We start from the raw sequence: 14,298 nt of genomic DNA, 5'->3' as shown, positions 1-14,298 counted from the left end.
CACCCGCACCTCCGGCGCCCCGGGCCCCTCCGGTGCCGCTCCGCACTCCTCGCACCCCGTAGCGCACTCCCCCGCCGGCGGCCCGGGCACGGTCCCGGGCGGCGCCGAGCACGGCGCGCCGACCCCGAACGGGGGCCAGCCGCCGTACGGGAACCATCCGACGACCGGCGGACAGCCCGTCGGCGGACACCACGGCGGCGGACACCACGTCAGCGGCGGACCGCTCGTCAGCCGAGGCCCCGTCAGTCACACCCCGGCCTACGGCGGCGAGTACCCCGGCTATCCCGGCTACTCCGCCCACCCGAGTGGCGCCCCGGGGGCCCCCGGCGGCCCGAACGGCGCCTCCGGTGCCCTCGGCGGTCCGCTCGGCGGCATCGCGCTCGGAACCGCCCCCGGCCACGGTCCGCTGAGCCACGGCGGCGGCATCGCCGGCGGCATCGGCGGAGTCGGCGGCGGCCCCGGTGCGAACGGCGCGTCGACCTCGGCGACCGCCGCCGCCCCGCGCAAGCTGTCCGGCCGGCGCCGCCGGGAGACCGTCGCGGTGCTGATCTTCGGCGGCGCCCCGATCTTCGAGAGCTCCATCCCGCTCTCCGTCTTCGGCGTGGACCGCCAGGACGCCGGGGTGCCCCGCTACCGCCTGCTGGTCTGCGCCGGCGAGGAGGGCCCGCTGGCCACCACCGGCGGCCTGACCCTCTCCGCCCCGTACGGCCTGGAGGCCCTCGCCCGGGCCGGCACGATCGTCGTACCGGCCTGGCGCTCGATCTCCCAGCCTCCGCCGGTCGAGGCGATCACCGCCCTGCGCAAGGCCCACCACGAGGGCGCGCGGATCATCGGCCTCTGCACCGGCGCCTTCGTCCTGGCCGCCGCGGGCCTGCTCGACGGGCGCCCGGCGACCACCCACTGGATGTACGCGCCGACGCTCGCCAAGCGCTACCCGCGGGTCCACGTCGACCCGCGCGAGCTGTTCGTCGACGACGGCGACGTGCTCACCTCGGCCGGCACCGCCGCCGGCATCGACCTGTGCCTGCACGTGGTGCGCAGCGACCACGGCGCCGAGGCGGCCAACGCGCTGGCCCGCCGCCTGGTGGTGCCCAGCCGCCGCGGCGGCGGAGGACAGGCCCAGTACATTGATCAGTCTTTACCGGAGGAGATCGGCAACGACCCGCTGGCCGAAGTGGTCACCTGGGCGCTGGAGAACCTCAACCAGCAGTTCGACGTCGAGGTGCTGGCGGCTCGCGCCTACATGAGCCGGCGCACCTTCGACCGGCGGTTCCGCACGCTCACCGGCAGCGCGCCGCTGCAGTGGCTGATCACCCAGCGGGTGCTCCAGGCGCAGCGGCTGCTGGAGACCTCGGAGCTGTCGGTGGACGACGTCGCGCGCCGGTGCGGGTTCCGTTCGCCGGTGGCGCTGCGCGGGCACTTCCGCCGCCAGCTCGGGGTCTCCCCGGCCGCGTACCGGACCAGCTACCGGGCACGCCGCCCCGGGCAGCAGCCGCCCGCGGCGGCCGGTGCCCACGGCGGCGACCTGCGGCTGTCCGGCGCGCTGCCGCACCCGGCCGCCGGTGCGGCGGCCGCGGCGGGCGGGCCGCTGTTCGGCGGGGCGCACGGCGCGCAGCCGTTCCCGGCCGGTCCCGGGGCGCCGGTGCCGGTCGGTCCGCACGGACAGCCGGTCAGCCACGGTCAGCCGGGGGCGCACGGGCAGCCGGTCGGGTTCGGTCCGGGCCAGGCCTCGACGCCGGCCGCCCAGGCCTTCCACGCCCGTGCCGGTCAGGCGTACCCGCACCAGCAGGCCGCGCAGCAGCCGCACCCCGGGCAGCAGGGTGTGGCGGCGCGCGGTCCGGTGCGGCCGTCGGCGGTGCCGCCGCAGGGCGGACCGGGCGCGGGGGCGGGACGTCCGCCGCGTACCGCCGAGCACGCGGCGGCCGAGGACGGCCTCCCCCAGCCGGGGGCCCGCGGCCAGGGCCAGGGGCACCGGAGCGCGGTCGAGCGGCCCGCTGACGAGCCGGGTGCGGCCGGGCGCGGTCACGGCGCGGCCGCCGGACGGATGCCGACCCCGGCCGGGCAGTCGGCGCCGGGGGCGGGCGAGCTCCGCGGCCGTCAGGCGCGGTCGCCGCAGGTCCGTACCCAGGGCGGTCGCCCCGCGGCCGACGGTGTCCGGGCGGCTCGGGAGGCCCGTACCGGGCGGGACGGCCACCCGGTCCGCCCCGGCCGGGAGGGCGAGCCGGACGGTCGTGGCGCGCTCGGCGGGGCGGAGGAGCACCAGACCGAGGCCTGCGCTCCGGCACCCCGCTCGGCTCCACCGGTCCCCGCGGCGCGTGATCGCGCCGTAGGGTGAGTTGCGTGAATGACCGTTTGGTATGGATCGACTGTGAAATGACCGGCCTCGACCTCGACCGGGACGCCCTGGTCGAGGTCGCGGTGCTGGTGACGGACTCCGAGCTGAACATCCTCGGCGAGGGCGTGGACGTCATCATCCGTCCGCCGGCGGAGGCGCTGGCGAACATGCCCGAGGTGGTGCGCGCGATGCACACCGCCTCCGGCCTGCTGGAGGAGCTGGAGCAGGGCGTGACCCTGGCCGAGGCCGAGGAGCGGGTGCTCGCGTACGTGCGCGAGCACGTGCCGGAGGCCGGGAGGACGCCGCTGTGCGGAAACTCGGTGGCCACCGACCGCGGCTTCCTGGCCCGGGACATGCCCGCCCTGGAGAAGCACCTGCACTACCGGATCGTGGACGTCTCCTCGATCAAGGAGCTGGCCCGCCGCTGGTACCCGAAGGCGTACTACAACAGCCCGCCGAAGGGCGGGAACCACCGGGCGCTCGCCGACATCCGGGAGAGCATCGACGAACTGCGGTACTACCGCGAGGCCGTGTTCGTCCCACAGCCCGGCCCGGACGCCGACACCGCGCGCGCCATCGCCGGGAAGTACCAGACCTCCACCGACTGACCCGGCGCTCCCGGCCCGGTGCTCCCCATCCGGAGAGCCTGGTCCGGAGAGCCCGGCGGGACCTCGGCGGGACTCCGACGGGAGCCGACCGCGGGCCCGCTGCAGGGCTCACGAGGGTGCCCGCGCTCGTCGGAACGGAACCCTGGCGCGAGCACCCTCTCGGATCCTGTAGAGTTCTTCCTGTCGGAACGGGAACGCGAGAGCGGGAACGGACCGGACAGATGGTGGGTGTAGCTCAGTTGGTAGAGCACCTGGTTGTGGTCCAGGTGGCCGCGGGTTCGAGTCCCGTCACTCACCCCAGAGCCCGAGGGGCCGATCTCTTCAAGAGGTCGGCCCCTCGGGCGTTTTCGCGTTCTCCCATCGAGCACGGCCTCAACTGCGCCCGGCGGTGCGGGTTTTCCGGTCGGCCCCTGCCGCCGGAAGCTACCGGCTAGTAACATCGTCGCCATGACCACACCTACGATCGGCCAGATGCTCGACGCCACCGTGCCGATGGCGCACACCCTGAAGCTCGAGTACCTGGAGACCACCCCGGAGCGCGCCGTCCTCCGGCTGCCCGACCAGCCCGCGTACCACAACCACGTCGGCGGCCCGCACGCCGGCGCGATGTTCACGCTCGCCGAGTCCGCCAGCGGCTGCATCGTGCTCGCCGCCTTCGGCGACCAGCTGTCCCGGGCCGTGCCGCTGGCCGTGAACGCCGAGATCGCGTACAAGAAGCTCGCCATGGGCGAGGTCACCGCCACCGCCGTGCTCGGCCGCCCGGCCGCCGACGTCGTCGCCGAGTTGGACGCCGGCGGCCGCCCGGAGTTCCCGGTCACTGTCGAGATCACCCGCGCCGACGGTGCCGTCACCGGTGTGATGACGGTCACCTGGACCCTGCGTCCCAACTCCTGACGCGCGGTCGGTGGCCCCGGGGACGCCGCCCCCGGGGCCACTCGCACGATGACTGTCCGTGACGGCGGGCGTGACCTCACCGCCCGTCCGCTCGTTCTCAACTCACGTGCGAGCCAATCACGCGGCCAAGCCTCAGGAACCCGCCCCCCGCGGCGTCGCCGGAGCCCGGCGCGGGATCGCCCGGCGGTTGCCCCGCCCCCGCGCCGTCGCAGCCGGCGGGGCCCTGATCGCACAGCTCTGGGGCATCGGCGCCCCCGGCGCGTACGCGGCGTCCGCCGACCCGCTGCGGGAACCCGCCCAACCCGCCGTCCGCCGCGCCCTGCAGGGCGCGCCCGCGCTCGACGCACCGGCACACCCCCCGGCACTCGGCGGGCCCGCGCTCGACGGGCAGTCAGCCGGACGCTCCGTCGGGCTCGACGGCGAGCCGACCGGTGGCGCCCCGGTCGAAGGGGCCACCGGGACGGTCGGCGGCGGCCTCCAGGAACGGATCCGGGCCGGCGGACTGCCCCTGCCCGGCCAGCGGGCGGCCGTCCCCGACGCCTTCGCGATCGCCTCCGGCCTGCTCGGCACCGTCCCCGCCCAGGCCGGGCCCGCCGAGACCCGCGCCTCCCGCGAGGGCGAGCCCGCCGGGCTGCCCGCCGCCGACCGGTCCCACCCCGGCACCACCCGTTCCGCCGTACCGCGGCAGCCCGAGGCCGCGGAGGCTCCCCCGGCCCTGGAGGCGGTGTCCGAGACCGTCACCGCGGCCGACCGTGACGGCGCGACGGCAGCCCCCGCCGGTCCCGCCGCACCGGACGACGCCGGGACTCCGGAGACGCTCGCCATCGCCGACACCGCCACGGTCACCGCCGTGGACACGACGGGCTCCGCCACCGCGACCGCCGTCCTCGCCCCCATCGCCGCCGGGCTCCTGCTCACCGGGGCGGCCATGTGCAAGCACCGCGGGCTGCCCCGCGGGCACTGAGCGGGCGGACGGGGCGGTACCGATCCGGTGGCTGGATCCGCGGTCGCCCCCAGGGCCTCGCAGAACGGCTCGGCATCCGGGTCGGAGTCGATGGTGAGTCGGCGCAGACCGAGCTGTTCGGAGGGATCCGCTGTCGGCGGCAACTCGGATGCCTGCCGACGGCTTTACCGCGAACGACCGGGCCGCGAGTCGAGGGCGCGCTGGGCGGCGAAGCCGACGCGGGACCGCACGCGCCAGCTCCCCCCGCGCGTACAGCGCGATGGGCCCGTACGTCAGTGGAAGACGCCCGGTGGGGGTTCCGGGGACGGGGCGGCTGTGGCGTCGGTGGCCGGGGTGGCTCCGGCGGTGAAGTCGGTGAGGGCGCGGCCGTGTTCGACGCGGGCGTGGGCGGGGTCGGAGGCCGCGCGGCGGGTGAGGTCGGCGACCGGGAGCGGGGCGTGGGCGGCGGCCAGGACGAGGTTGCCGAAGCGCTTGCCGCGCAGGACGGCGGGGTCGGCGATCAGGCAGAGTTCGGGGAAGACCGCGCCGAGGGTGGCGACCTGGGAGCGGGCGAACGGGAGCGCGCCGCCGTCGGTGATGTTCGCGGCGTACCAGCCGCCGGGGGCGAGGGCGCGGGCCGCGAGGGTGGTGAACTCGACCGTGGTGCAGTGGGCCGGGGTGCGGGCGCCGGAGAAGACGTCGGTGATGACCAGGTCGACGGTGCCATCGGGGGTGCGCTCCAGCACGCTGCGGGCGTCCCCGCCGCGCACCTTGATCTGCCAGCCGCGGTCCAACGGCAGTTCGGCGCGGACGAGTTCGGTGAGCGCGGTGTCGATCTCGGCGACCTGCTGGCGGGAGCGCGGCCGGGTGGCGGCGACGTAACGGGCCAGGGTGAGGGCGCCGCCGCCCAGGTGCAGGACGGTGAGCGGGCGCCCGGGCGGGGCGACCAGGTCGATCAGGTGGCCGAGCCGGCGCTGGTACTCGAAGCCGAGGTGGGTGGGGTCGGCGAGGTCGACCAGGGACTGCGGGGCGCCGTCGATCAGCAGCGACCAGGCGGCCGGGCGGTCGCGGTCGGGCCGCAGCTCGGCCAGGCCGGAGCCGACGGGACGGCTGAGCGGACCCTGGGCGTGGGTGCGTCCGCCCGCGCCGGTGGTGGCCGCCGTCTCGCCGCCGCGCACGGCTCTGTTGCTTCGTCCCATGACGGCCATTATCGCCGCAGGCGCGGGGACAGCTTCCGCCGCAGGCGCGGGGACGCCCCTGGTCAGGGGCCCGGAGTCAGGGCCTGGAGTCAGGGCCCGCCCGGAGAACCGGCCCGAGGCAGGCCGGCAGGCCCTAGAACGGCCCGAGGCCGCCCGCGGTGAGTGTGCAGGCGGCCTCGCAGAGGGCGGAACGGAGGACCCAGGCGTCGGTGGGGCGTGCGGTGCAACCGGAGCCGGCGGGCGGGATCACCCAGCGCGGGTCGGTGGCGGCGGGCACGAGGGCGCCCGCCGTACAGGAGCTGCCGGGCAGGTGCCAGGTCTCCCAGGTGCCGGCCGGGACGAGGAAGGAGACCGTGCTGCCGTTGCGGCTCTGCAGGACGGCTCCGCAGGCGCGGCGCAGCCTCAGGATGTCGACGGCCTCCAGGCCGTGCCGCAGGGCGACCGTCACGGTGTCGCAGGCGGTGACGAGGGCGCCCTCGTCACCGAGGGCGCGCCGGGGGCCGCCGCAGGAGGCGCGTCCGCCGTCGACCGGACCCCGGCCGGGGATCCGGTCGTCGGCAGGGTCGGGCACCGGGGCGGGGGCCGCGCCGGCGAGCACACCCCCGGCGAGGGGTCGGTGCGGCGGCAGTCCGGTGGCCATCACGGGCCCTCCTGTACCTCGTCGGATCCGGAAGCGCAGCTGCCCGGAGGGGCCACCGGGCTGGGACGGGCCGGGGCGACGGCCTGGCTTCCTGGTACCAGGACAACGCGGCGGACGTGCCCCAGGCCACGGGGCGCCTTACAGCAAGGCATGGCATTTCATGGCAGATATCCCGCAACATCGACCGCTTTGCCCGGGATTACCAGCAAATGTCCCACGAACCTCATGTGTTCGCTCGGTGACTCCGAGTACTCTCAGCGCCATGGCAGCCACCCCACCGGCCGAGCCGAACCGACCGTCCCCCAACACCGTGATGCGCGCGCTGCGCGGCGACCGCTCGCCCGGCGAGTTCGCCATGGCGGTGCGCCGGGCCGCCCGCGAGATCGGCGAGCACGTCTCCTGCGACGCCCGCTACGTCGGGCGGGTCGAGTCCGGTGAGATCCGCTGCCCCAACTACGCCTACGAGCGGGTGTTCCGGCACATGTGGCCGGGCCGCACGCTCGGCGACCTCGGCTTCGCCTCCCGGACCGACGTCCGCCGCCGCTCGGCGGACGTCGGCGCCGGGCGGACGGAGCCTCCCCCGGTCCACCCACCGTTCCCGCCCCTGCCCGCCCCGCGCTCACCACTCTCCACCCAACTCCCGTACGCTGCCTCGCCGTACGCGGATCCAGCCGCACCGGAAGGCCCCCCGTGGCCGAGTCCCGGCGCGGTGCCCCGGGGGCCCGATGGATCGCCCTATCTCGACGAGGAGAACGACGACGTGCGTCGCCGTACGTTCCTGGCCGGCGGCACCACCGCGCTGGCCACCGTGATCGGCATCGACCGGCCGGCCACGGCCGCCGGTCGGCAGGCCGGCACCGACCGCGCCTCCGGTGGCCGCACCGGCCAAGGCGCCCTTCCCGGTGCGGAGTTCACCGCACCGTCGCTGCTCTCGGACGACCCCCTGGTGCCCGGCCGGCCCGGGCCGGTGCCACCACTGCGCCGGGTCGGCGCCGCCGAGGTGCTCGGCGTCGAACAGGCCGTCCGGGACATCCGGCTGGCCGACGACGCGCACGGTGCCGACGCGCTGTACGAGCTCGCCGGGCAGTCGCTGCGCACCGCGTACGTCCTGCTCAACGAGGGCGAGTACAGCACCGAGACGGAGCGCCGGCTGCAGGCCGGAGCCGGTGAACTCGCCATCTCCGTAGGCTGGTTGGCACACGACTCGAACCGGCTCGCGGACGCCCGCTCGTTCTACTCCGAGGCGCTGGCCACCGCCCGGATGGCCGGGGACTCCGCGCTGGAGGCGCACGTCTTCTGCAACAGCGCCTTCCTCGCCCGGGACGCCGGCCGCCCGCGCGAGGCGCTGCGCGCGGCCCAGGCCGGGCAGGTCGCCGCCCGCCGGCTGGGCTCCGACCGGCTGCTCGCCCTGCTGGCGATGCGCGAGGCCGGCGCCTGGGCCCTGCTGCAGGACCGCACTGCCTGCGAACGCGCGCTCGACCGGGCGTACGCGCTGTTCGACCGTGGTCCGGCCGCGGCCGATCCGGAGTGGATGTCCTTCTTCGGCGAGGCCGAGCTGGCCGGCCTCCAGTCGCAGTGCTGGTCCGCGCTCGGCGACTGGGACCGCGCCAGCGAGCAGGCCGGGCTGGCCATAACGCTGCAGGCGCCGCACTTCGTCCGCAACCGGGTGCTGTACACCGCCGAGCTGGCCCACGACCGGCTCGGCCGGGGGGACTTGACGGGCGCCGCGCACCACGGCTCGGCCGCCGTCGCGCTGTTCGGCGACGTCCGCTCGGCCCGGATCCGGTCCATGCTGGCGGACACCGCCGGACGGCTGCGCCCGCACGCCGCGGTGCCCGAGGTGCGCCGCTTCCTGGCCGAGTACGAGCGGGCGGCGGCCGCCTAGGGTCCGTCCCCGGCTTCGCCCCGCAGGCGGGGGTTTGAAGACGGACCCTAGGGTGCGAAGACGGACCCCGGCGCGGTGGCGGCGCCGCCCGCGGGCACCCGTCAGTGCCCGGCGTTCAGCCCCTCCAGGTGGGAGAGGTCGTTCCAGATCTCCACGGCCGGGGCGCCGTACTCCCAGGACAGCACGCACAGCGCGGCCGTGCCGAGCTTGAAGCGCTGGGCGAACTCGGGCGCCAGGCCCAGCCAGCGGGCGGTCAGGATGCGCAGCAGGTGGCCGTGCGCGAACAGGACGACATCCCGGTCGGCGCAGTGCATCACGGTGGTGTCCGGCTCCGGGACGCCGTGCTCCTGGTTGAGGTCGGCGAGGAAGGCATCCACCCGGGCCGCCACCTCGGAGAGCTTCTCGCCGCCGGGCACGCCGTCCCGCCAGATCAGCCAGCCGGGGTGGTCGGTGGCGCGGATGTCCGCGCCGGTGCGGCCCTCGTACTGCCCGTAGTCCCACTCCATCAGCTCCGGGCGATCCACCGCGCGGTCGCCGAAGCCGGCCAGCGCGCAGGTCTCCTTGGCGCGGCCGAGCGGGCTGGTGTAGACGAGCGCGTCCGGCAGCCCGTTCCAGGGGGCCTTGGCGAGGCGGGCGCCGAGGGCCCGGGCCATCGCGCGGCCCTCCTCGGTGAGCGGGATGTCGGTGCGGCCGGTGTGTCGGCCGGTGGCGGACCACTCGGTCTCGCCGTGGCGGACCAGCACGATTCGGGCGGGCATGGGGGCTCCTCACAACGGGGAGGTGGCAATGGTCGGTCTCACCCTTGAGCACCGGGTTCCATGATCCCCCACCCGGGCGGCGGCCACGATCGCGGGCCGGTGCGGAGCGCGGACGGGCGCGAGGACAGGCGCGAGGACGGGCCCGGGGCACCGGTTCCGGCCATCCGCGTGGTCGTCCGGAGGCCGTTCCGTGCCGCGTTGTCGGACCCGGATGCGACACTGGGCCGCACCATGAACGTCTCGACGAACGTCCCGCCCGGCGGGTCCGCTGAGCCGCTCGCCCAGCGGCTCGCCGAGCTGCGCGGACCGGCCCCGCAGCGCAGCCTGAACGCCCGCTCCCTCGCCGCGCTGGCCGCCAATCCGGGCTGCCACCGCCGCGCGGTGCTCGACGCGGCCGGGGTCGACAAATCGGCTCTGGCCGCCCGGCTCGGCCGTCCCGCCCCCTTCGGCCAGTCCCCCTTCGCGATCGCCCGCGGCGTGATCTTCGAGTCCCGGCTGAAGGCGGACGACTACGCCGCGCTGCTGGAGCCGCTCCGCCGCCACCTCGACGTCCCGGTGGACGGTCACGCCCCGCTGGAGGTGCCGGACCTGCTGCAGCGCTCCGGCCCCGCCGTCCGCGCCGACCGGACGGCCCAGGCGCTGGCCCGGGCCGCCGCCGCCCCGGAGGCCTGGACGCTGCTGGACCACCCGCTGCTGCGCCTGGACGTGGCCGGCAGCACCGCCTACCTGGAGCCGGACGCGCTCGTGGTGCACGGCGGGCGGTGCACGGTGGTCGAGATCAAGTCCTTCCCGGTGCTCGACGGCGGCGCGGACCCGGCCAAGGTCGGCGCCGCCGCCCGCCAGGCCGCCGTGTACGTGCTGGCGCTCCAGCAGGCCGCCGCCACCGCGGCCGGGGTGCCGCTGGGCGACGACCCGTACACCGAGCAGCGGCTGCCCGGCAGCCCCCGGACGAGCGTGCTGCTGGTCTGCCCGAAGGACTTCGGCAACCGGCCGACCGCGGTCGCCGTCGACGTCCGCCGCGAACTGGCCACCACCCGCCGCCAGCTGAGCCGGATGACCGGCATCGGCCGGCTGCTGGACGCGCTGCCGTCGGACACCGACTTCGACCTGGCCTCCGACGAGGAGGGCGTGCCGGCCCGGTCCGCCGAGCAGCTGGCCGCCTCGGTCGAGGCGGTGCCCACCGCGTACAGCCCGGACTGCCTCTCCACCTGCGAGCTCGGCTTCCACTGCCGCGCCCAGGCCCGCTGCGGCGACCGGGTCGAGCAGCTCGGCCGGGGCGTGCGCGGCGAGCTGGGCAGCATCCGGACGGTCACCGAGGCGCTGGCCGCCGCCGGCACCAAGAGCGAGGACCTGGACGGCGCGGACGACGCCGCCGAGCGCCTGGCCTACGCGGCCGCCCTGCGCGCGGAAGCCCTGGGGGCGGGCGCATGAGCGAGCGCAGCGAGGGAGTCATCATGAGGCGCGCGTGGGCGAATGCCCCTGCCGAGCGCAGCGAGGCGGGCGCATGAGTCTCCTGACCACCCTGGCCCGCCTGGAGGCGGTGCGCAGCGGCCGGGCCGAGCCGCTGGCCACCGTCCGGCACCGGCACCTGTCCGACCGCCCGATGGTGCTGGTCCCGCTGACCGCGGCCGGCGAGTCCGGCGCGCCGCTGGCGGTGATGCTGGGCACCGACCGGGACGCGCCCCGGCTGCACCTGGTGCCGCAGCCGCTCAACCGCACCCTGCGGTCGGACTTCCTGGCCGGGCTGGCCGCCGACCTGCTGCCCTACCTGGAGTCCTTCGCCGACGAGGTCGAGCAGATCGAGGGCTCCGAGAAGGACCCGGAGACCGGCGAGAAGACCCAGGTGTTCCGCGAGCTGTGCGCGGACGCCCCGCAGCTGATCGTGCCGAACGGCGCGGGCGTGCACCACCTCGCCCTGATCGGCCGCTCGACCCGCTTCCGCCGTACCGCCGAGGACGCCGAGCCGGGCCCCTACCCGGCTCCGGTCCGGGTGCCGCTGCTCGGCCGCTGGCTGACCCACCTCACCGACCGCGCCCAGGTGCCCGGCTCCAGCCTGCTGCTGCCGATGACCGGTCTGCTGGCCCGGCACTGGGCGACCGGCCAGAGCCACCTGGAGGACCAGCACCTGGCCGCCCGGCTGGCCTGGCACCGCCCGCCGCCGGGGCTGACCGGCGCCGAGGCGGCCGAGCTGGCCGAGTCCGCCCGGGACGACGGCGGGCAGCTGCTGCACCCGCCGGCCGGGCCGGCCACCGACCCGCGCTTCGACGAGGCCCTGCTCGCTCCGGCGATCGCCCGCTACGACTCCGCCGTGGTCGCCCTGCAGCACAGCACCGAGCAGCGTGACGAGGCCGCCGCCGGGCGTGCCCGGGCGGCCGTGCGGGCCGCGGTCGGGCAGCTGGAGGAGGTGCTGTCGGCGGTCCTGCTGCCCACCTGGCGGGACGTCTGGCTGGGCCTGGACCTGCTGCGCGAACTGCCGCCGGCCGGGCACGTGGCGGAGCGCTGGACCGGCGACCGCTGGTCCTACACCGGCCACCGGGACCGTCTGGCGGCCGGGGAGCCGCCGCAGCCGCGGCAGGACGACGCCGTCACCGCCGCCCGCAAGCTCGCCCAGCGCGAGCGCGAGCAGGCCCGGCTGGACGTCCAGGAGGCGCTGGACGACCCGCTGGCGATGGCCGAACACCGGCTGGCGGGCGAGGCGTTCAGCGGTGTGGTGACGGAGGTGGTGCCGGACTGGGACACCACCGGCCGCTCCCCCAAGCCCCGCCCGCTGGTCACCGTGCGCACCGCCGACCGCCCGCACGCGGACCTCGGCCGGGAGGCGCACCGGGTGTGGGGGTCCCCCCGGCCGGAAGGCGGGGGGAGCCCGTCCGCGCAGAAGGCCGAGATCGTCGCGGTCGACGCCTCCGAGGGAACCATCACCCTGCGAGTGCTGTCCGGCATGGGCCGCAGGAAGGAGCCGGAGCCGGGCAGCCTGCCCGAGCCCGGAGAGTCGGTCACCTTCACCCTGTTCGAGTTGACGGTCCGCCAGTCCGCGCCGCTGCCCGAGCCGGACGACACCCCGTGGACGCACGGCGGCCCGCCCGGCTCCACGCCCGTACCCGCCCCGTCCGTCTCCGAGGAGTGGGAGTGATGGCCACCCCGAACCCCCAGCCGAGCGCTAGAACCCGGCCGAGCGCGGGGACCCGGCCGGGCGCCGAAGCCCGGCAGGCCCCGGGCGCGGCCGCTGACGCCGCCGTGGCCGGGATCCTGGCGGCGACGGTCCGCCCGCCGGCCGGTGCCCCGCGCGGCGTGGTGGTGGACTCCCCGCCCGGCGCCGGGAAGTCCACGCTCGTGGTGCGGGCCGCGCGCGAGCTGGTCGGGGCCGGTGAGCGGCTGATGATCGTCGCCCAGACCAACGGCCAGGTGGACGACCTGGTCGGCCGACTGGCCGAGAAGGCGCCGGAGTTGACGATCGGCCGGCTGCACGCGGCGGACTCCCGGCCCGGGCCGGAGGTGCTGAGGCATGCCAATGTGACGCCCTCCGACAAGGTCGCCGACCTGGTCGAGCACGACGTGGTGATCTCCACCTCGGCCAAGTGGCAGTGGGTGCGGGCCGAGGCCCCGTGGCGGCACGCGATCGTCGACGAGGCGTACCAGATGCGCTCGGACGCCCTGCTCGCGGTGGCCCGGCTGTTCGAGCGGGCGCTGTTCGTCGGCGACCCGGGCCAGCTGGACCCGTTCACCGTGGTCGGCACCGAGCAGTGGGCCGGCCTGTCGTACGACCCGTCCGGCAGCGCCGTGGTCACCATGCTGGCGCACAACCCGCAGATCGAGCCGCACCGACTGCCGGTGTCCTGGCGGCTGCCCGCGAGCGCGGCGCCGCTGATCTCCCGGGCCTTCTACCCGTACACGCCGTTCCGTTCCGGCACCGGCCCGGACGACCGCCGGCTGACCGCCGCCGTCCGCCACGACGGCTCGGCGCTGGACGCGGCGATCGACCGGGCCGCCGAGCACGGCTGGGCACTGCTGGAGCTGCCCGCCCGGCACACCGTGCGGACCGACCCGCAGGCCGTGGCGGCGGTGGCGGCCACCGTCCGCCGGCTGCTGGACCGCGGGCTGACCGCGCACTCCGAGCAGGGCGAGGCGCCGCTCACCGCGGACCGGATCGCCGTCGGCACCGCCCACCGCGACCAGGCGGCGGCGGTGCGCGCGGCGCTGCTCAAGGTGGGCGTCCCGGTGGACGGCGCGGCCGGGCCGGCCGTCACGGTGGACACCGCCAACCGGCTGCAGGGCCGCGAGTACGACGTCACCGTGGTGCTGCACCCGCTCTCCGGCCGCCCGGACGCGACCGCCTTCCACCTGGAGACCGGCCGGCTCTGCGTGCTCGCCTCCCGCCACCGGCACGCCTGCATCGTGGTGGCCCGGGCCGGGATCGCGGAACTACTGGACGAGCACCCCGCCACCGAGCCGGTGCAGTTGGGGGTCCCGGTGGCCTTCCCGGACGGCTGGGAGGCCAACCACCAGGTGCTGGACTACCTGAGCGGCCACCGGGTGCGCCTGGGGCGCGTCTGACAACTCGCGCCGGGCGGGAACTGCCGGACACGCCCCGGGGGTGAGGCGCTCAGTCCTCGGTCTCGCAGATCGCGAAGGCCTTGACGGCCGTGTGGTCGGCCTGCGCGTGCCAGCCGGTGGCGTCGGGATTCGGCCCGTTGTAGGTGACGGTGTCGTGCGTCCCGGCCGGGAGCTGGTACCCGCCGCCGGTCAGGTGGGTGCCGCGCGGGCAGACGGCCTTCGACATGCCGCCCGGGAGGCTCGCCTCCCCCTGCACCACCACGGCCGTCTCGGCGGCGGAGGCGGCCGGGGCCGTCGCGATCAGCAGGGGCAGGGAGAGGGCGAGGGTCTTCAGGGCCTGGCGGACACGCATGGGTGCTCCTTCGGTACGACGACTGGACACCGGGAGAACCGGTTCGCATGCGACCAGGAAGCGGGGCGTCCGGAAGCACGCCCCCGGCGCGTGCCGGGGAATAGCGCCCGCACGCGCACCGTTCCGTTACCGG

11 protein-coding genes, 1 tRNA gene and 1 pseudogene are annotated in these 14,298 nt (G+C 76.4%); 9 read left to right on the top strand and 4 right to left on the bottom strand.

Translation table 11 applies throughout. The annotated features are described in order from the left end of the window. Positions 1-508: 508 nt before the first annotated feature. The 5 genes and pseudogenes from ACZ3TI_RS21125 to ACZ3TI_RS21105 all read left to right on the top strand — a co-directional run. Positions 509-1,490, top strand: a pseudogene (locus ACZ3TI_RS21125) (helix-turn-helix domain-containing protein); the annotation flags it as partial. Positions 1,491-2,340: 850 nt separating this feature from the next. Beyond that, the gene (gene orn, locus ACZ3TI_RS21120) at positions 2,341-2,943 is read left to right on the top strand and encodes an oligoribonuclease (protein ID WP_465728292.1); all 603 of its coding nucleotides are present in this window, start codon (positions 2,341-2,343) and stop codon (positions 2,941-2,943) included. Between the two features lie 224 nt (positions 2,944-3,167). After that, positions 3,168-3,243, top strand: a tRNA-His gene (locus ACZ3TI_RS21115). A 147-nt stretch (positions 3,244-3,390) separates the two neighbouring features. Next, on the top strand, positions 3,391-3,837 hold the full coding sequence (locus tag ACZ3TI_RS21110; protein WP_360497173.1) for a DUF4442 domain-containing protein: 447 nt from the start codon (positions 3,391-3,393) through the stop codon (positions 3,835-3,837). A gap of 187 nt (positions 3,838-4,024) precedes the next feature. Continuing rightward, a complete protein-coding gene (locus ACZ3TI_RS21105) occupies positions 4,025-4,801 on the top strand; it encodes a hypothetical protein (RefSeq protein WP_465728290.1) in 777 nt (258 codons plus the stop codon). Positions 4,802-5,073: 272 nt separating this feature from the next. Here the strand turns inward: ACZ3TI_RS21105 and ACZ3TI_RS21100 are convergent, their stop codons facing one another. Further along, a complete protein-coding gene (locus tag ACZ3TI_RS21100) occupies positions 5,074-5,979 on the bottom strand; it encodes a spermidine synthase (RefSeq protein ID WP_465728288.1) in 906 nt (301 codons plus the stop codon). A 133-nt stretch (positions 5,980-6,112) separates the two neighbouring features. Beyond that, positions 6,113-6,619 (bottom strand): hypothetical protein, encoded by a 507-nt coding sequence (locus ACZ3TI_RS21095; RefSeq protein ID WP_465728286.1) that lies wholly within the window; start codon positions 6,617-6,619, stop codon positions 6,113-6,115. 262 nt (positions 6,620-6,881) lie between these two features. On the opposite strand from ACZ3TI_RS21095, the gene ACZ3TI_RS21090 reads away from it, so the two are divergent. Further along, a complete protein-coding gene (locus tag ACZ3TI_RS21090; RefSeq protein WP_465728284.1) occupies positions 6,882-8,504 on the top strand; it encodes a tetratricopeptide repeat protein in 1,623 nt (540 codons plus the stop codon). A 101-nt stretch (positions 8,505-8,605) separates the two neighbouring features. Here the strand turns inward: ACZ3TI_RS21090 and ACZ3TI_RS21085 are convergent, their stop codons facing one another. Continuing rightward, the gene (locus ACZ3TI_RS21085; RefSeq protein WP_465728282.1) at positions 8,606-9,262 is read right to left on the bottom strand and encodes a histidine phosphatase family protein; all 657 of its coding nucleotides are present in this window, start codon (positions 9,260-9,262) and stop codon (positions 8,606-8,608) included. Between the two features lie 231 nt (positions 9,263-9,493). Here ACZ3TI_RS21085 and ACZ3TI_RS21080 point away from each other — a divergent pair, with 231 nt between their 5' ends. The 3 genes from ACZ3TI_RS21080 to ACZ3TI_RS21070 all read left to right on the top strand — a co-directional run bounded on the left by ACZ3TI_RS21080 (position 9,494) and on the right by ACZ3TI_RS21070 (position 13,813). Next, positions 9,494-10,693 (top strand): hypothetical protein, encoded by a 1,200-nt coding sequence (locus tag ACZ3TI_RS21080; protein ID WP_465728280.1) that lies wholly within the window; start codon positions 9,494-9,496, stop codon positions 10,691-10,693. Between the two features lie 73 nt (positions 10,694-10,766). Beyond that, entirely contained in the window at positions 10,767-12,392 is a 1,626-nt protein-coding gene (locus tag ACZ3TI_RS21075) for a hypothetical protein (RefSeq protein WP_465728278.1), read from the top strand. After that, positions 12,392-13,813 carry an AAA family ATPase gene (locus ACZ3TI_RS21070; protein WP_465728276.1) on the top strand — a complete coding sequence of 474 codons (1,422 nt, stop codon included), beginning with the start codon at positions 12,392-12,394 and terminating at the stop codon, positions 13,811-13,813. Before ACZ3TI_RS21075 ends, ACZ3TI_RS21070 begins: the two co-directional genes overlap by 1 nt. Positions 13,814-13,862: 49 nt before the next feature. Here the strand turns inward: ACZ3TI_RS21070 and ACZ3TI_RS21065 are convergent, their stop codons facing one another. After that, entirely contained in the window at positions 13,863-14,165 is a 303-nt protein-coding gene (locus ACZ3TI_RS21065; RefSeq protein ID WP_465728274.1) for a hypothetical protein, read from the bottom strand. Positions 14,166-14,298: the final 133 nt, after the last annotated feature.

This window comes from Kitasatospora sp. NPDC023120 (genome assembly GCF_055560835.1).
Note: the sequence above shows the minus strand (reverse complement) of the source record. Positions and strands in the feature narration are given on the sequence as shown.